Consider the following 22,624-nt stretch of genomic DNA (forward strand, 5'->3'; position numbering starts at 1 on the left):
TGACACCATGATGAAAAAACTTTCGATACAAAAAGGGTATAAAATTTATATAGACATGCAATTTACTTTTAGTTATAGACATAGTATATTTAGAGCAGCTTAGTTAATTAAGCGTTATACAATGAAGAAAACAGGTTACAAAAAATATAGAACTATACATTTACCAAAAGTAATTGTAGATAACCTATTATTAAAATTACAAGTTGGGTTGGCAGATTTTGATTATAATATAGAAGTCTTTTTTTCTATTATAAATGAAATACTAACGAAGAGTGCTGTATACAATAAACAAAATGAAGATTACATGTATCAATTTACTCCATTGGACTCAAGGTATCTTAAAGTTAAATATGGCAATAGTTATACTAGTTATATCCGATTTTTAGTTAATCAAGGTGTTATATGGAATGATAATTATTATCAAGGTAAGACAACATATTATTACTTATATAATTTAGATTATTATATAAATAATACTAATACACTATATAATATAAATAAAGAAATTACTAGCTCTACCTATTGTTTCCCAGATAGCATTACAATAACAACCTCAAGCCATAAAAACATTAAGAAAACAGACAATCAAAAAAATAGGATTTATAATGATTGGTATAGTATAAAAATATTGATAAATTCTAAAAACACTAGCTATTTAACCTCTAGCTATGAGCAAGATTCAATGTTTATAAATAACGCACCTAAGCATATCAAAAAAATGGGGAGTCATTTTAGAAAACATTTTAAATTACATCATGAAGAAGCTCTAAGGTTTATTGAGAACCAATATAGAACAAATATTGGATTAGCTTTAACTGATGATGACAGAAATAGAACGAATCGAAAATACACCTCTAGGTTGTCTTCTGTTTTAGCTATTGATAATGGAAAAGTGAATAAAACACTTAAATTTAGTAAAAACTCAGCTAACAATAGAATTGACACCAATCTTACTTTTATGGCTAGTGAGTTAAGGCAATTTATTATTGGTTACGAGAATATGGTTTATTTAGACTTAAAAAACTCTCAACCTGTGATGCTTAATATTATTTTAAAAGACCATTATAAGGACGCGAATACAGATTTAAAAAGTGAAATTGATGAGTGTTTTAAGCATACTATGGAAGGTAAATGGTATGAACATTTGCAGCAATTATATGGTAAGACGAGAGAAGAATGTAAAGACATTTGGATGTGTATCGCTTATTCGAAAAACACAAGTTATTTAGAGATAAAGAAAACATTTAAAAAAGCTTACCCTGGTATTAATGCTATTATAGAGTCTTACAAAAAAAAGAAGCATGGTGATTTTTCGGTTAAACTAACACAGATTGAGTCCAAAATTTTTATTGATGGCATTTGTCGTGAATTGGTTAATCAAAATATTATTCCATATACTATACATGACTCTGTAATTGTGCCTAAAAAAGATAAAGCAAAAACTTTAAATATAATGCGAGCTGTTTTAGAAAAATATTTTAGTGCTGTTCCTGTTATAAGTGAGGAATAATTATAAATTTAACCTATATAAGATTTTAAACATAATTTAATGTTAGGAATATACTGTAGAACTTCAAAGAATAGGGCTGAAAAATACACTATAGAAAACCAACGAGAGGGAGGAATTAAATGTGCAATAGAGCTAGGTCTAGAATACATTATTTATATTGATGATGGGATTAGTGGAACTCTAGATGAAAGCGTGAGGGACGGCTTGTCTGATTTGTTTAGAGATATTAGAAAAAATAAAATAACTCATATCTATTGTATAGACCAATCTAGAATAGAAAGAGACACTAGAACTTGGGATTTCTTTGTTGCTGAATGTTTAAATAAGGAAATAAAATATTATCCAAACGGTTCTTTTTTCGCTTTAGATAATCCTACTAATAGGATGTTTGCTAGCTTGATGTCTGTTGTAAATGCTTATTACGCAGAAATAACCTCTAAAAAAGTAAGATTGGCAAATGCTCGTAAAGCTAAAGAAGGAAAGACGCATGGTATTAAACCATATGGTTATACTAAAGGAATCAATAATGAATATAAAATTGAAGAAAACGAAGCTGTTCATGTTAAACGTATGTTTAAATTATCTTTAGATGGAATTGGAGCTTATACTATAGCTAATATTTTAAATGAAGAAGGTATTCCTACAAAATTTAGTAAGAATTTTAAAGGTAAAATTAAAAGAAAAGACGAGTACACTGGTGCCATAACATATCATGATAAAAGTACTATTAAATGGCGAGGGAATGTAATAAGTGATATTCTAAGAAATAAAATTTATAAAGGAATACGAGAATGGAATCGAAATGAAGATAAAATTGAGAATATTAATGGTAAGCCTGTTAAAACAAAAGTTAAAGTTGAGCTTATAACTTCAAAAGTACCACACATTATTGAGCCAGAATTATGGGATAAAGTTCAAGCTAATTTATCCGTAAACAAAAAGAATGTTGGTAAAAAATCACAGTATAATTACCTTTTAAATGGCTTAGTGAAATGTCATCATTGTGAGCGATTATTTGTAGGTAAAAGGCGCAAAGGAAGTCGTGACAACTCATATAAATGTAAAGGAAAAGTTTATCCTAATTCGAATTGTGATAAATCACGAAGTATCAACATAAACAAGTTAGATACATTTATTATTAAACACCTCTTTATTTCTAAGAGTTTAAAAGGACACCTAGATAGCTTACCTAAAACTGAAAGTAAACATGATAGACTAAAAATTAAATTGGATGAAGAGAAAAGTATTCTAAAAAAAATAGAAAAGAAATTAGATAAAGGATATAAATTATTATTCAATGAAGATTCTGGGTTTAAAGATGATGAAGTTGTACAATCAAATGTTTTAAAATTAAAGAACAAGAAAAAAGAAAAATCTGAAGTAGTTACTAAATTAGAACAAGAATTGTTATTGGCTGAATCTAGTTTTAGAGATTCGAGAACAGAAAGATTACTAAGTGAATATACAGATGAATCTACCTTTGATGATATAAAAAGAATAATTCATTCATTAATTGATTATATTAAAATAGAACATCATAAAGAGGAAGGTAAGATGGGCACGTTCCTTTTAAACATAAAGTATAAAGGGTATGATGAGGTTATATCATTTATGACCAATTGGCATGCTAATAAATGGTATTGGATTTCTAAGTATAGAAAAGGCGCTAATACACCACAAGAATTGGAAGATGATAGAGAAATGGATAAGGCCTTACTAAAGCAATTTGGTATGAATAAAGATGATATCGAATTGACTGGGTTTCAAAAAGAAAGTGGACTTACAGATGACGAAATAGCAAAAATGAATCCTTTTAGCTCCAAATATGAAGGGGCTGAAACTAAGGAATTCATATATGATTTGATAGAATTAAAAACTGAAGAAATTATTGATTTTAATTAGATACACAAATTACCCGTATTTATATGTTTTTACGCTGGATGGTAAGAAACGACAATACTGGAGTAGATTTTGGTATTTGGAAAACATTATCACCATCACAATTATCTTGTCCGTTAGATGTGCATTCTGGCAATGTAGCAAGAAAACTAGGTTTATTACAACGCAAACAAAATGATGGTAAAGCTTTAACAGAACTAGATAATGCATTAAGAAAAATGGATAAAAACGATCCTGTTAAATATGATTTTGCATTATTTGGATTAGGTGTGTTTGAAGGTTTTTAATAATTAATAAAACCTTTTTTTAACTCATTAAATATTTTAAAGTGAAACTCATATATAATTTTATTAACTTTGAATTTAGCATAAAAACTAAACTTAGTTATTTAAACTAGTTTAAATAATATTTAATAATTTTTAACACTAGTACTTTTGATAACTCCAAGGTTTCCAAAAAATGAGTCAGCCCGATTAAAAGCAGTAAAATCTTATCAGCTTTTAGATACACTTCCAGAGGAAGATTTTGATAATATAACAAATTTAGTTTCTAATTTAATTGATGTTCCTATTTCATTAATTACATTACTTGATGCTGAAAGAAATTTTTTAAAATCTCATTATGGAATTCCTTTTAACGAGGCTCCTAGAGATACCTCTTTTTGTGGTCACGCAATTTTAAGCGAAAATGATTTATTTGAAATTAAAGACGCACGTTTAGATCCAAGATTTGAAAACAATCCATTAGTAAAAGAACATAACGCTATATTTTATGCTGGTGCACCTTTAATAAATTCTGACGGTTTTCCTTTAGGCACATTATGTATTTTCGATTCTAAACCTAGAGTATTAAGTAATAAACAAAAAAAATCGCTTGTTATACTTGCTAAACAGGTAGTGCAATTATTTGAGTTAAGAAAAAACAACTTAGAACTTAGAGAAGTTAGAGAAGAATTAAAATTTCAAAATAATAATCTTAAAAATTTTGCAGGACATGTTTCTCATGATATGAAAATGCCTTTAGCAAACATGATTGTTACAACAGATATTTTAAAGAAAAAGTATGGCGATAGACTAGATGATAAAGCTTTACAGTATTTAACTAATTTAAAACGTTCTTCTTTTACATTAAGCGAGTATATATCTAATTTATTAGACCATTACGAAAGCGATAAAACCGATAATACTGTTGATTCTTTTTACTTAAATCACTTATTAGAAGATCTTGTAGACTTATTGCAAATAAATACAAATTGTCATATTAATTTTCCCGAAGATGATGTAGAGATAATATGTAATCGTGTTGCTTTAGAACAAATTTTACTAAACCTTATTGGTAACAGTTTAAAATATAATGATAAAGAGCATACAATAATTGATATTTCTTGTACTATTAAAGATGAATTTTATAACTTTTCTGTTACAGATAATGGCGTTGGTATTCCTGAAGACAAATTAGAAACCGTTTTTAATTTATTCTCGACAGTTGGTAACTTAGATAGAAATGGCAATAAGGGCCATGGTATTGGCTTATCTACAGTTAAAAACTTAGTGAAATCTTTAGGTGGAACTATTATGGTAACTTCTAAAATTGGAGAAAGCACCACTTTTAGTTTTACAGTTGTAAAGCCAGAAGTTTTTGATTAATTATAAATATATTTTTTAAAAAATTATAAATAAAAAAAGCCCAATTAACATTGCTAATTGGGCTTTTTTATATGGTAAAAGAAATTTTACTTCTTTCTTTCTTTTAAAATTTTCTTAGTTAAATCTAATTGAGTATTATATTTTTTACCACTCATACCCAAACATTCGCCATCAGATAATTTCATGGTTTTTTTGTCTTTAATATAAGTACCATCAGTTTTAACAACTGTTCCATCGTTTAGTTTTAACTCTTCATTTAGTGGCTTAACACCATCATTATTGTAATAAAACACTTTTTCATTTAGTAAAATTACATAATCACTATCAACAGGCTTATCTTGTGCTATTGCAGTGCTAATACTCATTAAGAATAAAAAACTCATTAAAATTAACTTCTTCATTGTATATTATTTTAAATTAATTCGTGTATTATTATTATATCTAAAGATACTAAAAAATACTTCGACACAATTTTATAATCAATTTTTGTACCGAAGTATGAATTGCTTTATTTTATCCTTTTAACCAAGCTTCACGTAATGCATTTTGCTTTGCGGTAGCATTTGGGTCTACAACTAAACTAGAACCTGTAGTATAAGATTGTGTTAATGTAGTTTTTACTACTATTTCTTCTCCATTTCTGTCTAGTCTTACATCAACCTCTCTACCTGGTTTCCACATGTACACTTCTGTTAATATTTGCTGTGCGCTTGCCATGTTTAACTCTTTTCCATCCACTGTTTTAATAACATCTCCTGGTAAAACACCGTTTTCTGCCCAGAAACTATTGTCTTTTACAGCCTCAGAAAAAGGAATTGTCATGGTTGCCATATCTGGTGCAAATATTAAAGTTCCTTCATTTTGTATATAGCTTGTTTTTACTTTAGATTCTGTTAATACTAAACCAGCTTTTGCAAAAAAGTCGTTGTAGTTAATTGGTGTATTACCAACAACGTGTGTGTTTAAAAATTCACCAATAGAAGGATATGTCATTGTTGTTATTTCGGCAATTAAATTATCATCTTCAAAAGGTTTATTTTTACCATATTTTAATGATAATTCTTTCATTAAAGATAAAATACCTCTATTTCCATTACTTTCTTCTCTCATTAAAATATCTATACACATACCAATTAATGCTCCTTTTTGGTACACATTTAAGTATTGTGGCGCATAAGCATCTTCTAATATGTTTTCACTCATTTCAGTAAAACTCATACTATCGTTCATTGCAGAAGCTGCTTTTATTTTACCCATTATTTTTGTGTAAAACTCCTCTTCTTCTACTAGATCTTGATTAACTTGAAATAATGTTGCAAAATACTCTGTTACACCTTCATACATCCATAAATGCTTAGAAAATGTTGGTTGATTATAATCAAAATAATGTACATCTTCAGAATGCACACTTAAAGGTGTTACAATATGAAAAAACTCATGAGAAACAACATCTATCATACTTGCAGATAATGCATCAAAAGGCATAGATTCTGGTAAAACAACAACTGTAGAAGTATGGTGTTCTAAAGCTCCAAAACCTTTTGGAGATTCTTCTTTTCCTTCAGATAAATATAAATAAATATCATAACGAGGTGTTGTATTAATATCTCCTAAATATGTTTTTTGCGCTTCCATCATTTTTTGCATAACTGCTTTAATTTTTTCGGCAGAATGTACATTGTTTGGAGAGTATACACTTAAAACAATTTTTATATCTCCAACTTGAAATTCTTCGACATCTAAAGCTCCATAAAACATTGGATTATCTGTAATATCAAAATACCTTGGCGCAAAATAAGTGGTTGTCATAGTTAAACCATCCTCATTCATTTTTGTTTCTGTCTCTTGTAAAGCAGATGTTTTTAGCATAGTCTTAGGTGCAGTAACATTTAAATTGTATTGCGCCGTTTTTAAACTATCAAAATACCCAACAAAACCATGTAAGTTTAATACATAATTTGTAGTTTCAATATTAGTTCCTGCAGGAGAAAATGGTACTTCTTTACCAATTCCACCACCTTGAGTTTCCATATCGAAAGTATCGTTTACATTATATATTATCATGTCTAAATTAGTAGCATTACTAATTGTCCATGTGTTTGTATCTGTTTTTACAACTGGCAGCTCGTTTCCTTTGTAATCTATAGCTTTAAAATCGTCTACATATTTTCCAAAATCACTAACAGAGTATGTTCCTTGTACTACTCTTGGTAATCTATATGTTACAGTTTCTGTAGTAAAACGTCCAGGATTAATTGTTACTGGCGCTTTATCATCAACTACTTTACTTAAATTTAAACTAGTTTCAATAGGATTTAAAGAGGCTAAATCGTTATTAGATTTTTCACCTGCTGTTTTGGTAGCATTACATCCTACTAGAAGTATTCCTGCAAATGCAACACTAAATAAATGTTTTTTCATTGTTTTGATTTTATGTTAATGGTCTTAAAAACGGTAAGACGCTCAAAGTTACAATGTGTTACAAATACAAATTGTAAAATTATGTTAATATCTGTTAAATAAAAACACCCAGAATGCTATCTTGCAGCAATGCAGCAACCACTAATTAGTATACTAATTCCATTTAAAAACACAGAATTATTTCTTGGTGAATGTTTAGACTCTATTATTAACCAAACATATTCTAATTGGGAACTACTAATTATAGACGATAACTCAACAGATAATAGTTATAGTTTAGTTGAGAGTTATACTAAAAAGAACACACGTATTAAGCTTTTTAAAAATGAAGGTTCCGGTATAATTAATGCATTAAAATTAGCTTTTTCAAAGTCTAAAGGCACTTATATTACTAGAATGGATAGCGACGATATTATGCCAAATATTAAGCTCGAAACACTTTTAAAAAATTTACAACAACACGGTAAACGCTATATAGCAACTGGTTTAGTAAGTTATTTTTCTGCAGAAGGTATTAGTGATGGTTATAGAAAATATGAGACTTGGTTAAATAAACTTACAAGTAAAGGCACCAATTATTCTGAAATTTATAAAGAATGTGTTATACCATCTCCCTGTTGGATGATTTCTAGAGAAGATTTATTAAATATTGATGCATTTAATCCAACACGTTATCCTGAAGATTACGATTTAACTTTTAGGTTTTACCAAGCCAATTATAAAATTATACCTTGCAACCAAACACTACATTTTTGGAGAGACTATGGAACAAGAGCTTCGAGAACCGATGCAAATTATGCAGAAAATAGTTTTATAGATATTAAACTTTATTATTTTTTAAAGTTAGATTATAATAAAAAGCAACCTTTAGTTATTTGGGGAGCAGGAAATAAAGGTAAAGCTATTGCTAAAAAACTAAATGCTTTAAATATACCTTTTTATTGGATTTGCGATAACCCTAAAAAAATTGGTAAACATATTTACAATGTTGAAATGAAACCGTTTCAATATTTAGAAACTTTAAAACACTTTCAATGTATTGTAAGTGTAGCTAATAATGAAGAACAACAAACAATTAAAGCTTACTTTTTAAAGTTAAACAAAAAATCTATGACAGATTATTTTTTCTTTTGTTAAAGCTTTACATATTTCAGTATTAGTTTTTATATTTGCCTAATCAAAATTAGCAATGCAGTTTAAACATCCAGAACTTCTTTACGCCTTATTATTACTGCTAATCCCAATTATTGTTCATTTATTTCAATTACGTAAATTTCAAAAGGAAGCTTTTACCAATGTAGCATTTTTAAAAAAAGTAACTTTACAAACCCGTAAAAGTGCACAAATAAAAAAATGGTTAACATTATTTACTAGAATGGGTATTCTTGCTGCAATAGTTATTGCTTTTACACAACCATTTACTTCTAAAAACAATACATTTAATACCACATCTGAAACTGTAATTTACCTAGATAATTCCTTTAGTATGCAAGCAAAAGGTAGTAAAGGAGAACTACTTAAACGAGCTGTAAGCGATATAATTAGTAGTATTCCAGAAGATGAAAATATTTCGCTTATTACAAATGATAATAGTTTTAGAAACACTACCGTAAAAGCAATAACAAACGATTTGTTAAACCTTAATTACTCTACCAATCAACTACCTTATGATGCTGCTTTATTAAAAAGTAAAAAGTTTTTTTCTAAAAAAACTGAAACCATTAAGAACTTAGTTTTTATTAGTGATTTTCAGCAAAAAGAAACTAATTTTTCTATTAAAAAAGACGAAAACACTACTCTTAATTTAGTACAATTAAAGCCTGTTAATAATAGTAATGTTACTATTGATACTGTTTATATTTCTAAAAAAACTTCCAGTAATTTAGAATTAACTGTAAGTATAAAAAACAATGGTAACGCTATAGAAAACTTACCAGTCTCTTTATATAACAACGGTAATCTATTAACAAAATCATCGGTTAAAATTACAGATAAAGCAACAACCGTTTTTACATTACCTGCAAATGAATCTATTAATGGAAAGGTAGTTATAGACGATGTAAACCTTCAATTTGATAACGCTCTCTTTTTTAATATTAACAATAATTCTAAAATAAATGTTTTAGCTATAAACGAAAGTAGTGACACCTTTTTAAAAAATATTTATACAGAAAAAGAATTTAATTATAAATCTACAGCATTTAACCAGTTAAGTTATGGTGATATTTCAAATCAAAACCTTATTATTTTAAACGAATTAAAAAATATTCCAAACTCATTGGTTACTGCTTTAAAAGCATTTACAAGTAATAATGGCGTTATAGTGGTAATACCTTCTCAGGATATAGATATCGAAAGTTATAATAATTTATTATTAAATTACAACTTTGGTTCTTTTTCCACAAGTTCTAAAATTGAAAAACGCTTAACAACAATTAATTATTCTCATCCTATATATAGTAATGGCGTATTTGAAAAACGTGTTTCTAATTTTCAATATCCTAAAATCAATTCTTACTACCCTCAACTTTTAGGAAAAGCTTCTCCAGTACTTCAATTTGAAGATGGCAAACCTTTTCTATCAGAACATAATAATGCTTTTGTTTTTTCTTCAGCTTTAAACAAAGAAAACTCAAACTTTCAAGATATTAATTTAATTGTTCCTACGTTTTATAATATTTCAAAACGCAGTTTACAAATTTCTAATTTATATTATACTATTGGTATAGAAAACACTTTTGATGTGGTTACAAATTTACAACAAGACGCTGTTTTAACTCTAGAAAATAACAATGCTAAAGTAATACCACAACAACAATATTTTAATAATAAAGTTACTATTACAACCAACGAAACTCCAGAAAAAGCAGGAATATATAATATTAAAAATGACGTTGAAATTGTAGAAGGTATTAGTTATAATTACAATAGAAACGAAAGTAATCTTGTATATCAAAATTTTTCAAACATTGATAATTTAAAAGTTAGCAATTCTATTTCAGAAGTTTTTAATAGCATAAAAAATGATACTAAAGTAAACGAGCTATGGAAATGGTTTGTTATTTTAGCGCTAATACTTTTAGTTTTTGAAATGCTCATCTTAAAATATTTTAAATGAACGTACTAATAAAATCGGCAACAATAATTGATTCTAAGAGTGATTATCATAACACTACTCAAGACCTTTTAATAGAAAAAGGTAAGATTTCTAAAATTGGAAAATCTATTAAAAACACAAACAATTATAAAGAAATAAACTTAGAGAATTTACATATTTCTCAAGGTTGGTTTGATAGTAGTGTATGTTTTGGAGAACCAGGATTTGAAGATAGAGAGACTATAGAAAACGGATTAAAAACAGCTGCAAAATCTGGATTTACAACAGTAACTATGCAAGCTAACACACAGCCAATTATAGACAGTAATTCTGCAATTGCTTTTATTAAAATGAAAGCCCAAAACAATGCGGTAAATTTATTACCTATGGGCGCATTAACTAGAAATAGTGATGGTGTAGATTTGGCAGAATTATTCGATATGAAATCTGCTGGTGCTGTAGCATTTTCGGATTATAAAAAACCAATTACAAATCCTAATCTACTTAAAATTGCATTACAATACGCAAGTAATTTTAATGGTTTAGTTTGTTCATTTCCGCAAGAAAATAGGATTTCTGGACAAGGCGTTATGAACGAAAATATTACAAGTACAACTTTAGGTTTAAAAGGAAATCCTAGTCTGGCTGAAGCTTTACAAGTAGCTAGAGATTTATATTTATTAGAATATACTGGCGGAAAATTACATATTCCAACCATTTCTACTGCAGAATCTGTAGCTTTAATTAGAAATGCTAAACAAAAGAAATTAGATGTTTCTTGTAGTGTAGCAATTCATAACTTATGCTTAACAGATAAGGAATTAGAAGATTTCGATACACATTACAAAGTACTTCCACCGTTAAGAACACAAAACGATGTTGAGGCTTTAATTGAAGGTGTAAAAGATGGTACAATAGATATGGTTACTAGCGATCACAATCCTATAACTATTGAAGGGAAAAAAGTAGAATTTGATTATGCTGACTATGGCACGATAGGACTTGAAAGTGCTTTTGGAGCCTTACAAACATTATTTTCTACTAAAAAAACAATACAATTATTAACTAGAGGAAAAGCAAGATTTAATGTAGAACCTTCTATTATTGCAGAAGGAAATATTGCCGATTTAACGCTTTTTAATCCTGATAAGAAATATACTTTTACAACAAAAAATATCCATTCATTATCCAAAAACAGTCTATTTTTAAATAAACAATTACAAGGAGAAGCTTATGGTGTAATTGCAAACAAAAAAATTATTTTATAAAATGAATCAAGAAATTATTGAAGAAGGAAAAATGATGAGTGTTGTCGCTTATTTAACAATAATTGGCTCTATTATAGCATTAATTACTAATAATGATAAAAAAAATCCATTTGTAGCATTCCACGTAAGGCAAGGTTTAGGTTTATGTTTAACGTATTTGTTATTAGGCTATTTTATAGGAAGTTTTAACAGCTGGGCTATATCTATAGGTTTTTGGATTGGTTTTGGTGTTCTTTTCTTTTACGGCTTAATTGGAGCTATTACAGGAAAAATGAACGAAGTACCTTTACTTGGTCCTTTATATCAAAAAATTTTCTCAAATATTGGTAAATAAAACATAAATGACAGACTTATCTCTATATCACGTTATACGCGAATCGTCTTTAAAAGACAATGCGCCACTTTTAATATTATTTCATGGCTATGGCAGCGATGAAAACGACTTATTTTCTTTTGCTAGCGAATTACCAGAAGAATTATTTATAATTTCGGCAAGAGCGCCTTATCCCATGCAACCTTATGGTAATGCATGGTATGCTATAAATTTTGATGCCGATAAAGGAAAATGGAGTGATAATGAACAAGCTATACAATCTAGAGATTTAATTGCTAAATTTATAGATGAAACAATAGCTAAATATCCTGTAAATAAGGATAATGTTTCTCTATTAGGATTTAGTCAAGGTACAATATTAAGTTATGCTGTAGCTCTCTCCTACCCAGAGAAAATTAAAAATGTAATTGCTTTAAGTGGTTATGTTAATGAAGATTTATTTAACACTTTACCAAAAGACCATTATAAACATTTAAACTTTTATTGTTCTCATGGTTCTGTAGACCAAGTTATACCAATAGATTGGGCAAGAAAAGCTCCAGAATTTTTAACAGCTTTAGACATTAATCATAAATATTCTGAATTTCCTGTTGGACATGGAGTTGCACCACAAAATTTTTATGAGTTTAAAGAATGGTTAATTAAATTAATTTAAAGCGGATTAAGTAAAGACTCTGCTACCCTAAAATTTAATTCTCCTTTTTCATTAAGCGTATAAACTACTAGCATTTCTCCCCAAAGTTGTCCGTCTGTAAAATCAGCAATAATCCATTTATGGTTTAATACTCTAATAGAGTTTATAATTATTTTAGTTTGTGTTGTAGATGCATAAGGTACTAAAGGATGTTGTTCTCCTTCATATTCGTTTTGTGAGTATAAAGCATCTTTAACAGTAGTCATTAATTCTTCTACATTATAACCTTGATTTAAAAAGTAATCGTAAGAATGATCGTTATAATCAAAACTAAACTGAGAAAGATCGTGTATTTTATCTTTTAATGATAAAATTGAATCTTGGTATTTTATAGATTGTTTTTTATAAGTTGCAACAGTTTTGTTGCTATCATCAAATATTTTTTTCGAATTAACATAATTAAATATTAATAGTAAAACCGAAAAAATAAAAAGATACATAAAAATACGATTCTTCATAATGTATAGTAATTTTTTGAAATTTAATTTATTATTCTGAAATAGCTATTTCTAAACCATCATAAGCTAAAAAAACATTATTAGGCAATTTCTGTTCAACCTCATCATGGAAACCTAATAAGTGGCTAATATGTGTTAAATATGCTTTTTTAGGTTTTAATTGAGCTATAACATCTAATGCTTCGGCTAGTGTAAAATGCGAAATATGTTCTTCTTCACGTAAAGCATTAATAACTAAAACATCTAAATTTTTAAGTTTTTGCTTTTCAGTTTCTGCTATGGTTTTCATATCTGTTAAATATGCAAAATTACCAAATCGGTAACCAAAAACAGAAAGTTTATAATGAAGTCCTTCAATAGGTATAATTTTTAAACCAGCAATATTAAATGGTTCATTTTTAATTTCATTTTGAATAAGATTTGGTACTCCTGGATATTTTATTTCCGAAGTAAAAATATACTCAAAACGTTGTGTTAATTGACCTAACACACGTTTATGTGCATAAATATCTATATCTCCTTGCTTAAAAAAGAAAGGACGAATATCATCTAATCCAGCCGTATGGTCTGCATGTTCGTGAGTAAATATAACAGCGTCTATTTTTTTAGGATTAGCGCGTAACATTTGTTGCCTAAAATCCGGTCCACAATCTACAACAAATGTAGAATTTTGCCACTCTACTAATATAGAAACACGTAAACGTTTATCTTTAGGATTTTCACTTAAACAAACAGGATGATTACTACCAATTACTGGAATACCTTGAGATGTGCCTGTGCCTAAAAAAGTAATTTTCAATATTAATCTTATTTGTCACAAAAGTAAGATATTTTTTTTGTTTGCTTTAGTTATTTGATACCTTTGTATGTAAGAAAAACAATGACCATCTATGGAAATTACACTTAAAGGAGACAAGGATATTGAAAGTATTCCTTCACTAAAAGATAAAGCACTTCGCATCAATTTAAATGAGAATATTTACGGAACTTTTTCCGAAATTGGTGCCGGTCAAGAAACTGTTCGCCAATTTTTTAGAGCAGGTGGTGGATCTGGAACTATTGCCAAAGCCATGTCGGCTTACGATAAAGATTTTAGTGATGCTATTTATGGCATTGAAGACGATAAACGTTATGTTACCGAAGCACGTTTACGCAAAATGCTTGATCATGAAATTAACTTAATCGAGCAACGTATTACTAGAGATAAGCATCCTCATAAAATGTTTTTTAGCTATGCAAATACTGTAGCAACTATAGATTTTGCTAAAAAGTATAAAGGACATGGTTGGGTAGGTATAAAATACCAAGTTGATGCTTCGCAAGACGAATACAATGAAATTGTTTTACATATTCGTTTTAAAGAAAACGATGCACGTTTACAACAAGAAACTTTAGGTAAATTAGGTACAAACCTAATATATGGTGCTTTTTATAAATACAACCAACCTAGAAAATTATTACGCTATTTATACGACCATTTAGATAAAGACCAATTAGAAATAGATACTATTAACTTCTCTGGTCCTGTTTTTAAAGATGTAGATAACCGTTTAATGAGTTTACAACTTGTTAAAAACGGAATGACTGATGCGGTAATGTTTGCTCCAGATGGAAATAATGTATTACCAGCAAGAGTACTTTATAAACGTAATATTTTAACGCTTCGTGGAAGTTTTAGACCTGTTACAAAAGTAAATATGGACATGTATAAAAAATCTTTAGACATGTTTTTAAAAGAAAATAAAGTAGACGAGGATAAGACTCAAGTAATTTTCGAAATTACTTTATCTAATTTACGTGCAGAAGGCGAAATTGATGAGCAAGATTTCATGGATCGAGCTAAACTTTTATGCTCTTTAGGTCAAACAGTATTAATCTCTAATTTCCAAGAATATTATAAGCTTGTAGAATACTTCTCTCAATATTCTAAAGCAAGAATGGGATTAGCAATGGGAGTAAACAATTTAGTAGATATTTTTGATGAAAAATACTATAGACATTTAAGTGGCGGCATACTTGAAGCTTTTGGTAAACTATTTTTTAAAGATTTACGTGTCTACCTTTATCCTATGGAAAATGAAGATGGCACACTAACAACTAGCGATAATTTAAAAGTACATCCACGTATGAAAGAGCTTTACAAGTTCTTTAAGTATAACGGAAAGGTAGTAGATATTACAGATTATGATCCTTCTACCCTAACAATCTTTTCTAGAAAAGTACTAAGTATGATTAATAAAGGTGAAGATGGTTGGCAAAAAATGCTTCCAGAAGGTGTTAGCAAATTAATTATGGAAAAAAGCTTATTTGGTTGTGAGACTGAAGAGGTTACTAACAGAAGTTAATAATAGACCACAAAAAGATTATATTTTTAAAAGTATAGATAAAAAAAAGAGCTCAATTAAAATTGAGCTCTTTTTTTAGTTTATAATATTATTCAATAATTATTATAGTCCAAATTTTTCTTTTAAAGCTTTAGCTTTATCTCCTTGATCAATAGCTCCATAAAGACTAGCTAAGGTTTTTACAACATCTGTATCTGCTTTACCATTAGAAACAACAGTTTCTAAATAAGGAATTGCTTCTTTGTAAACCGCTTTAAGCTCTTCTAAATATTTAGCATAAGCAATATTATCTGCATTAGAACCTCCTAAGGCATTCATTTTCTCCTTAATTGGTTTATCTTGATCCATAATTAATGCTGCTAAATTAGTATTAGCGTCGTCATTTTTAGGATCTAATGCAATTACTTTTTTATAGTATTCTTTTGCTTCTTGAGTTTTTCCTGCTTTAACAGATACTACTCCTAAATTAAATAATAACTCTGTATTATTAGGATCGTTAATTACAGCCTCTTTTGTTAATCTTTCAAATTCTTCAATATTACCTAAATTATATTGTGTATTTGCTTCTGTAATAATTAAAGTTGTATTAGATGGATCTAAAGCTCTTGCATTTTTAATTGCTTCTAAAGCTTTTTCGTTTTCTCCTTTATTTAAGTATATAGACGCAATTTGTGTTGCTATCTCAGCTGCTTTAGATTCTGTCATTCTTTCTCCTGGACTAATGTGAGTTTTTGCTTTAGTTACAAAAACATCTCTAGTCGCTTTATCGAAAGTTTCTTCTTCTCCAGTTTCTTTGTTTATAGCATAGTACTCTTTTACAACACCAGTATATCCTAATTCGTTTAATTTTAAGTAGTGCTCTAAAGCTGTGTCATAATCTTTTGCTAAAACCGAACTTACAGCAGCAAAGTATAGATAAGATTCATCTTTTTGAACTAATTTATATAACATTTCAAACATAGTAGAAGCTTGAGCGTATTTACCACTTGAATAAAACTCGTTACCTTTTACTAATAATTCATTTTGAACAAAACTCTTAGTTTCTGCTAAATCACTAACATATTTACTATCTACTTTAGTTAAATCTTCAAAAGCAGTATCAAAATCTGAAATTGCTCCTGCTCCATTAGCATATAATGCTTTTGCTCTAGCAAAATAAAATTTTGATTTTGATTTATCGTCCATACTATCTAGCATAGGCTCTAAAGTTTTAGCTGCAGCCTTAGCCTCAGCAAAATTGTTGTTTTTAACAGCTTTTTCTAATGCCTTTAATTCTTTCTTTTGTGCGAAAGAAAAAAGAGTAATCATTAAAGCTAGTGTAAGGATTAATTGTTTTTTCATTAGTTTTTTGTTTTAATATTCTAAAATATAAGAATTGGTTTTTATTTTTTATTCTTCTTCGTTGTTTGGAGCAACAGTCGTGCCATTTTCGGAATCATCGGTATTTACAACTCCTTTAGAAGTTATTACATTTCCATCGTCATCTAGTTCTACGTCTTCTTCTTCATGCATTACTTTAGCAACAGCTGCAATAGAATCTTTACCTTTAAGGTTAATTAATTTTACTCCTTGTGTTGCTCTACCCATAACTCTTAAATCGGCAACTGCCATTCTAATTGCTATACCAGATTTATTGATAATCATTAAATCATCTTCATCTGTTACATTCTTAATAGATACAAGACTACCTGTTTTTTCTGTAATAGAGATAGTTTTAACACCTTTTCCTCCTCTATTGGTAATACGGTAATCCTCTAAGCTTGAACGCTTACCATAACCGTTTTCTGATACTACAAGAATATTACTATTCATATCGTCTACAGCAATCATACCTATAACCTCATCGGTTTTTTCATCTTGTAAGCGAATACCTCGAACTCCAGAAGCTCCACGACCCATTGGTCTTGTTTTTGCTTCTTCGAATCTAATAGCCTTACCAGATTTTAATGCTAGCATAACTTGGCTTTCTCCTGTAGTTAATTTAGCTTCTAGTAACTCATCATCTTCTTTAATAGTAATGGCATTAATACCATTTGTTCTTGGTCGTGAATATTGCTCTAAAGAGGTCTTTTTAACTTGACCTTTTTTAGTTGCCATAATTACATAATGACTATTTACGTAATCTTCATCCTTTAAATCTTGAGTACAAATAAATGCCATAACCTTATCGTCTTGTTCAATATTTATAAGGTTTTGGATTGCTCTACCTTTTGATGTTTTACTACCTTCAGGAATTTCATAAACACGCATCCAGAAACATTTTCCTTTTTGTGTAAAGAACAGCATGTACTGGTGATTTGTACCAACAAATAAATGTTCTAAGAAATCTTCGTTTCTTGTTGTTGATGCTTTTTGTCCAACGCCTCCTCTATTTTGTGTTTTATATTCTGTTAAAGAGGTACGTTTAATATAACCTGCATGAGAAATAGTAATAACTACTTTCTCATCTGGAATCATATCTTCGATACTTAAATCTCCACCTGCATACTCTATTTTAGAACGACGCTCATCTCCATATTTATCTCTAACAACTATTAATTCTTCCTTAATAATAGTCATTCTACGCTCTTTATTTGCAAGAATATCTTTAAGGTCTTCGATAGTTTTCATGATGTCTTCGTATTCATTACGAAGTTTATCTTGTTCTAATCCTGTTAATTGACGTAAACGCATCTCTACGATGGCTTTCGCTTGAATTTCGGATAACTTAAAACGTTCTATTAAATTATTTCTTGCTTCATCACCATTGGCCGATGCTCTAATAATTTTAATAACTTCATCAATATTATCTGAAGCTATAATTAAACCTTCTAAAATATGTGCGCGTTCTTCGGCTTTACGAAGTTCGTAGGTTGTACGACGTACAACTACATCATGCCTGTGCTCTACAAAATATTGAATTAATTCTTTTAAGTTTAATAACTGCGGACGACCTTTTACAAGTGCAATATTATTTACACTAAAAGAGGATTGCAGTGCTGTATACTTAAATAATTTATTTAAGACAATGTTTGGTATTGCATCACGTTTTAAAACGTAAACAATACGCATTCCGTTTCTATCAGACTCATCTCTAATAGTCGAGATTCCTTCTAATTTTTTATCGTTTATTAAATCGGCAGTTTTTTTAATCATGTCTGCCTTATTAACTTGGTAAGGAATTTCGGTTACAACAACACATTCTCTACCTTGTACCTCTTCAATATTTGCATTAGCACGCATGACAATTCGTCCACGTCCAGTATGAAAAGCTTCCTTTACTCCATCATAACCATAAATAGTACCTCCTGTTGGAAAATCTGGAGCTTTAATATGTTGCATTAACTCATCTATTTCAATATCATGATTATCGATGTAAGCAATTGTACCATCTACAACTTCTGTAAGGTTGTGAGGTGGCATATTAGTAGCCATACCAACTGCTATACCAGAAGCTCCATTTACAAGTAAACCTGGAATTCTTGTTGGTAAAACTGTTGGTTCTTCAAGAGTATCATCAAAATTTAATTGATGGTCTACAGTTTCCTTATCAATATCTGCAAGCATATCTTCAGATATCTTACGCATTCTTGCTTCTGTATAACGCATCGCTGCAGGACTATCACCATCAACAGATCCAAAGTTTCCTTGTCCATCTACAAGCATATAACGTAAACTCCATTCTTGAGCCATACGTACCATAGCATCGTAAACAGATGTATCTCCGTGTGGATGATACTTACCTAAAACCTCTCCTACAATTCTAGCGGATTTTTTATGAGCACTATTTGCTCTAACACCCAGTTCATGCATACCATAAAGTACACGTCTATGCACTGGTTTTAAACCATCTCTTACGTCTGGTAAAGCACGTGATACAATAACTGACATTGAATAATCAATGTAAGCCGATTTCATCTCATCTTCAATATTAATTGGAATCACTTTTTCGCCTTCTGCCATATATAATCTTAAATTTAATTTTTATAATATTTCGTAACGCGCTAATATAAAACTTTCATTAGTCATAGTAAGACTTTATCCCTATTTTTTGAGAGTTTTTATTAACAATTTTAACATCCTTTTTCGTTAATAACTATCTTGTTAATTGTTTTGATTTTATAAACTTTTTTTTGTCTATTAGCATATAATACTATCTCGTGCTAAAGATTGACTTAATTTAACGTCTTTTTTTTCTTTTTTTACTAAAAATAGAAACCGCAACGTAAGCTCTGCTATTTCTATATTATATACATTTAGAAAGAAAATATTTATAAATTTTACGATTAGCTTAAATGAAATGGTATGTCATTTTATCTAAAAAACAATTTAAGGAATAGTTTTTGCCATTGATATTATGATTCACTAAATTTATTGACGAAAGGAACAACAATATGGATGATAATTTTTCACCAAGAGTAAAAGATGTAATTGCTTACAGTAAAGAAGAAGCCCTTAGATTGGGCCATGATTTTATTGGAACAGAACATCTTATGCTTGGTTTATTAAGAGACGGTAATGGGAAAGCCATTAATATTTTAAATGCTTTAGATATAGACTTAAATCATTTACGACGTAAAGTAGAAATTTTAAGCCCTGCAAATCCCAATGTTGCCATCACCTCTAACGATAAAAAAAACTTGCACCTAACTAGGCAAGCAGAACGTGCTTTAAAAACAACATTTTTAGAAGCAAAATTATTTCAAAGCACATCTATTAACACAGCGCATTTATTGCTATGTATTTTAAGAAATGAAAACGATCCTACTACTAAGCTTTTAAACAAGCTTAAAGTGGATTACGACAATGTTAAAGAACAATTTAAGTCTATGATAACAAACGACGATAATAACTATATAGAGCCAACAGCAGAGTCTTTTCCAGACGACAGCTCTAAAAGCAACGATGGCGATGCCTCTAAAGATATATTTAATACTCCAACTGGTAAAAGCAACAAAAAATCTAAAACTCCTGTTTTAGATAATTTTGGCCGAGATCTTACTGCTATGGCAGAAGAAGGCAAACTAGATCCAGTTGTTGGACGTGAAAAAGAAATTGAGCGTGTATCTCAAATTCTATCTCGTAGAAAGAAAAACAACCCATTACTAATTGGTGAACCTGGTGTTGGTAAAAGTGCTATTGCCGAAGGTTTAGCGAATAGAATTGTAAAACGTAAAGTCTCACGTATTTTATTTAACAAACGTGTGGTAACTTTAGATTTAGCAAGCCTAGTAGCTGGAACAAAATACCGTGGACAGTTTGAAGAACGTATGAAAGCCGTAATGAACGAGCTTGAAAAAAACGATGATGTCATTTTGTTTATAGACGAAATTCACACCATTGTAGGTGCTGGTGGAGCAACTGGTAGTCTTGATGCTTCAAACATGTTTAAACCTGCCTTAGCAAGAGGAGAAATACAATGTATTGGTGCTACAACTTTAGATGAGTACAGACAATACATTGAAAAAGACGGTGCTTTAGAACGTCGTTTTCAAAAAGTAATAGTAGAACCTACAACCGTAGATGAAACTATAGAAATACTTAATAATATTAAAGGTAAATACGAAGAACACCACAATGTTGAATATACTCAAGAAGCTATTGAAGCTTGTGTAAAATTAACAAATAGATACATGACCGAGCGTTTTCTTCCAGACAAAGCTATAGACGCTTTAGACGAAGCTGGATCGCGAGTTCATATTACAAATATCGATGTGCCTAAACAAATTATTGAGTTAGAAAAAAAGCTTGAAGAGGTAAAAGAAACAAAAAACTCTGTTGTTAAAAAACAGAAATATGAAGAAGCGGCACGTTTACGTGATGATGAAAAACGCCTAGAAAAAGAATTAACAGTTGCCCAAGAAAAATGGGAAGAAGATACTAAACAACATAAAGAAATTGTATCTGAAGACAATGTTGCAGATGTTATTTCTATGATGACAGGAGTTCCTGTAAATAGAATTGCACAAACCGAAAGTAATAAGCTAGCAGAATTACCAGAACTTATAAACGGAAAAGTTATTGGTCAAGACGAAGCTGTTAAAAAGGTGGTAAAAGCTATACAGAGAAACCGTGCCGGACTTAAAGACCCAAATAAACCAATTGGTTCATTTATATTTTTAGGACAAACAGGTGTAGGTAAAACTCAATTAGCGAAAGTATTATCTCGTGAGTTATTTGATAGTGAAGAATCACTTATTAGAATAGACATGAGTGAGTACATGGAAAAATTTGCTATCTCTCGTTTAGTTGGTGCACCTCCAGGATATGTAGGTTACGAAGAAGGTGGACAACTTACTGAGAAAGTAAGACGCAAACCTTATGCTGTTGTTTTATTAGATGAAATAGAAAAAGCACATCCGGATGTGTTTAATATGCTATTACAAGTTTTAGACGATGGTTATTTAACAGACTCTTTAGGTAGAAAAATTGATTTTAGAAACACCATAATTATTATGACTTCTAATATTGGTGCTAGAAAACTTAAAGATTTTGGAACAGGAATTGGTTTTGGTACTGCTTCTCAAAAATCTCAGGAAGATGCTAATGCCCGTGCCGTAATTCAAAATGCATTAAAGAAATCTTTTGCGCCAGAATTTCTAAACAGAATTGACGATGTTGTTGTATTCAATGCTTTAGAAAAAGAAGATATTCATAAAATTATTGATATCGAATTAGAGAAATTATTATTTAGAATTAAAGGTTTAGGATACCACTTACAACTTACAGATGTTGCAAAAGATTATGTAGCAGAAAAAGGTTTCGATAAGCAATATGGTGCAAGACCTTTAAAAAGAGCTATTCAAAAATATGTAGAAGATGCTTTAGCCGAAGAAATTATAACTTCTAAAGTAACCGAAGGAGATAAAATTGTTATGGATTTAGATGATAAAACAAACGAAATTACTATTAATATAGAAAAGGCCGAAAAGCCTACAAAATCATAAAAAATAATAATTTTAATATTGAGGTT

At 29.5% G+C, this 22,624-nt stretch carries 16 protein-coding genes and 1 pseudogene; 11 read left to right on the forward strand and 6 right to left on the reverse strand.

The features are described from left to right. Positions 1-121 precede the first annotated feature (121 nt). The 4 genes and pseudogenes from CLV86_RS13535 (at position 122) to CLV86_RS13550 (ending at position 5,055) form a co-directional block, all read left to right on the forward strand. Positions 122-1,510: a hypothetical protein gene (locus CLV86_RS13535; RefSeq protein WP_121053120.1), complete on the forward strand. Its 1,389-nt coding sequence runs from the start codon at positions 122-124 to the stop codon at positions 1,508-1,510. Positions 1,511-1,549: 39 nt separating this feature from the next. Beyond that, positions 1,550-3,412 (forward strand): recombinase family protein, encoded by a 1,863-nt coding sequence (locus CLV86_RS13540; RefSeq protein ID WP_121053123.1) that lies wholly within the window; start codon positions 1,550-1,552, stop codon positions 3,410-3,412. Between the two features lie 14 nt (positions 3,413-3,426). Beyond that, positions 3,427-3,696: pseudogene (locus CLV86_RS13545) on the forward strand (DUF2400 family protein); the annotation flags it as partial. 147 nt (positions 3,697-3,843) lie between these two features. After that, positions 3,844-5,055, forward strand: a complete 1,212-nt coding sequence (locus tag CLV86_RS13550; RefSeq protein WP_121053125.1) for a sensor histidine kinase — start codon at positions 3,844-3,846, stop codon at positions 5,053-5,055. Positions 5,056-5,141: 86 nt separating this feature from the next. Here the strand turns inward: CLV86_RS13550 and CLV86_RS13555 are convergent, their stop codons facing one another. Both CLV86_RS13555 and CLV86_RS13560 read right to left on the reverse strand, forming a co-directional pair. Next, on the reverse strand, positions 5,142-5,456 hold the full coding sequence (locus CLV86_RS13555; RefSeq protein ID WP_147427044.1) for a DUF6799 domain-containing protein: 315 nt from the start codon (positions 5,454-5,456) through the stop codon (positions 5,142-5,144). A 112-nt stretch (positions 5,457-5,568) separates the two neighbouring features. Next, positions 5,569-7,476, reverse strand: a complete 1,908-nt coding sequence (locus CLV86_RS13560; protein ID WP_121053129.1) for a M61 family metallopeptidase — start codon at positions 7,474-7,476, stop codon at positions 5,569-5,571. A 129-nt stretch (positions 7,477-7,605) separates the two neighbouring features. Between CLV86_RS13560 and CLV86_RS13565 the strand changes: the two genes are divergently transcribed. The 5 genes from CLV86_RS13565 to CLV86_RS13585 are packed head-to-tail and all read left to right on the forward strand — an operon-like array spanning position 7,606 to position 12,830. Further along, complete coding sequence (locus CLV86_RS13565) at positions 7,606-8,613, forward strand: glycosyltransferase (protein ID WP_121053131.1); 1,008 nt, start codon at positions 7,606-7,608, stop codon at positions 8,611-8,613. Between the two features lie 52 nt (positions 8,614-8,665). Further along, entirely contained in the window at positions 8,666-10,594 is a 1,929-nt protein-coding gene (locus CLV86_RS13570; protein ID WP_121053133.1) for a BatA domain-containing protein, read from the forward strand. After that, positions 10,591-11,841 carry a dihydroorotase gene (locus CLV86_RS13575; protein ID WP_121053135.1) on the forward strand — a complete coding sequence of 417 codons (1,251 nt, stop codon included), beginning with the start codon at positions 10,591-10,593 and terminating at the stop codon, positions 11,839-11,841. The genes CLV86_RS13570 and CLV86_RS13575 overlap by 4 nt, the downstream gene beginning before the upstream one ends. A 1-nt stretch (position 11,842) precedes the next feature. Then, positions 11,843-12,175 carry a magnetosome magnetite crystal formation protein family gene (locus tag CLV86_RS13580; RefSeq protein WP_076732845.1) on the forward strand — a complete coding sequence of 111 codons (333 nt, stop codon included), beginning with the start codon at positions 11,843-11,845 and terminating at the stop codon, positions 12,173-12,175. A gap of 7 nt (positions 12,176-12,182) precedes the next feature. After that, positions 12,183-12,830 (forward strand): alpha/beta hydrolase, encoded by a 648-nt coding sequence (locus CLV86_RS13585; RefSeq protein WP_076732843.1) that lies wholly within the window; start codon positions 12,183-12,185, stop codon positions 12,828-12,830. On the opposite strand, the gene CLV86_RS13590 is transcribed toward CLV86_RS13585, so the two are convergent. Both CLV86_RS13590 and CLV86_RS13595 read right to left on the reverse strand, forming a co-directional pair. Then, entirely contained in the window at positions 12,827-13,327 is a 501-nt protein-coding gene (locus CLV86_RS13590; RefSeq protein WP_076732842.1) for a hydrolase, read from the reverse strand. The genes CLV86_RS13585 and CLV86_RS13590 overlap by 4 nt on opposite strands. A gap of 31 nt (positions 13,328-13,358) precedes the next feature. Beyond that, positions 13,359-14,126, reverse strand: coding sequence for an MBL fold metallo-hydrolase (locus tag CLV86_RS13595; protein ID WP_121053137.1), 768 nt, complete (start codon positions 14,124-14,126; stop codon positions 13,359-13,361). A gap of 91 nt (positions 14,127-14,217) precedes the next feature. On the opposite strand from CLV86_RS13595, the gene CLV86_RS13600 reads away from it, so the two are divergent. Next, on the forward strand, positions 14,218-15,672 hold the full coding sequence (locus CLV86_RS13600; RefSeq protein ID WP_076732838.1) for a nicotinate-nucleotide adenylyltransferase: 1,455 nt from the start codon (positions 14,218-14,220) through the stop codon (positions 15,670-15,672). 102 nt (positions 15,673-15,774) lie between these two features. Here CLV86_RS13600 and CLV86_RS13605 read toward each other — a convergent pair whose 3' ends face one another. Beyond that, the gene (locus tag CLV86_RS13605; RefSeq protein ID WP_121053139.1) at positions 15,775-17,013 is read right to left on the reverse strand and encodes a tetratricopeptide repeat protein; all 1,239 of its coding nucleotides are present in this window, start codon (positions 17,011-17,013) and stop codon (positions 15,775-15,777) included. A gap of 48 nt (positions 17,014-17,061) precedes the next feature. Then, positions 17,062-19,614 (reverse strand): DNA gyrase subunit A, encoded by a 2,553-nt coding sequence (gene gyrA, locus CLV86_RS13610; RefSeq protein ID WP_121053141.1) that lies wholly within the window; start codon positions 19,612-19,614, stop codon positions 17,062-17,064. A gap of 431 nt (positions 19,615-20,045) precedes the next feature. Here gyrA and CLV86_RS13615 point away from each other — a divergent pair, with 431 nt between their 5' ends. Continuing rightward, positions 20,046-22,598, forward strand: a complete 2,553-nt coding sequence (locus CLV86_RS13615) for an ATP-dependent Clp protease ATP-binding subunit (protein ID WP_121053143.1) — start codon at positions 20,046-20,048, stop codon at positions 22,596-22,598. Positions 22,599-22,624 lie beyond the last annotated feature (26 nt).

It is taken from the genome of Lacinutrix venerupis, assembly GCF_003663945.1.
In the GTDB taxonomy this organism is placed as follows: Bacteria; Bacteroidota; Bacteroidia; order Flavobacteriales; family Flavobacteriaceae; genus Lacinutrix; species Lacinutrix venerupis.

Bases quoted from the DNA above. Each gene is read 5' to 3' on its own strand.
- CLV86_RS13535 (WP_121053120.1), top strand. From the start codon at position 122: ATGAAGAAAACAGGTTACAAAAAATATAGAACTATACATTTACCAAAA.
- CLV86_RS13540 (WP_121053123.1), top strand. From the start codon at position 1,550: ATGTTAGGAATATACTGTAGAACTTCAAAGAATAGGGCTGAAAAATAC.
- CLV86_RS13555 (WP_147427044.1), bottom strand. From the start codon at position 5,456: ATGAAGAAGTTAATTTTAATGAGTTTTTTATTCTTAATGAGTATTAGC.
- CLV86_RS13560 (WP_121053129.1), bottom strand. From the start codon at position 7,476: ATGAAAAAACATTTATTTAGTGTTGCATTTGCAGGAATACTTCTAGTA.
- CLV86_RS13565 (WP_121053131.1), top strand. From the start codon at position 7,606: ATGCAGCAACCACTAATTAGTATACTAATTCCATTTAAAAACACAGAA.
- CLV86_RS13570 (WP_121053133.1), top strand. From the start codon at position 8,666: ATGCAGTTTAAACATCCAGAACTTCTTTACGCCTTATTATTACTGCTA.
- CLV86_RS13575 (WP_121053135.1), top strand. From the start codon at position 10,591: ATGAACGTACTAATAAAATCGGCAACAATAATTGATTCTAAGAGTGAT.
- CLV86_RS13580 (WP_076732845.1), top strand. From the start codon at position 11,843: ATGAATCAAGAAATTATTGAAGAAGGAAAAATGATGAGTGTTGTCGCT.
- CLV86_RS13585 (WP_076732843.1), top strand. From the start codon at position 12,183: ATGACAGACTTATCTCTATATCACGTTATACGCGAATCGTCTTTAAAA.
- CLV86_RS13590 (WP_076732842.1), bottom strand. From the start codon at position 13,327: ATGAAGAATCGTATTTTTATGTATCTTTTTATTTTTTCGGTTTTACTA.
- CLV86_RS13600 (WP_076732838.1), top strand. From the start codon at position 14,218: ATGGAAATTACACTTAAAGGAGACAAGGATATTGAAAGTATTCCTTCA.
- CLV86_RS13605 (WP_121053139.1), bottom strand. From the start codon at position 17,013: ATGAAAAAACAATTAATCCTTACACTAGCTTTAATGATTACTCTTTTT.
- gyrA (WP_121053141.1), bottom strand. From the start codon at position 19,614: ATGGCAGAAGGCGAAAAAGTGATTCCAATTAATATTGAAGATGAGATG.
- CLV86_RS13615 (WP_121053143.1), top strand. From the start codon at position 20,046: ATGGATGATAATTTTTCACCAAGAGTAAAAGATGTAATTGCTTACAGT.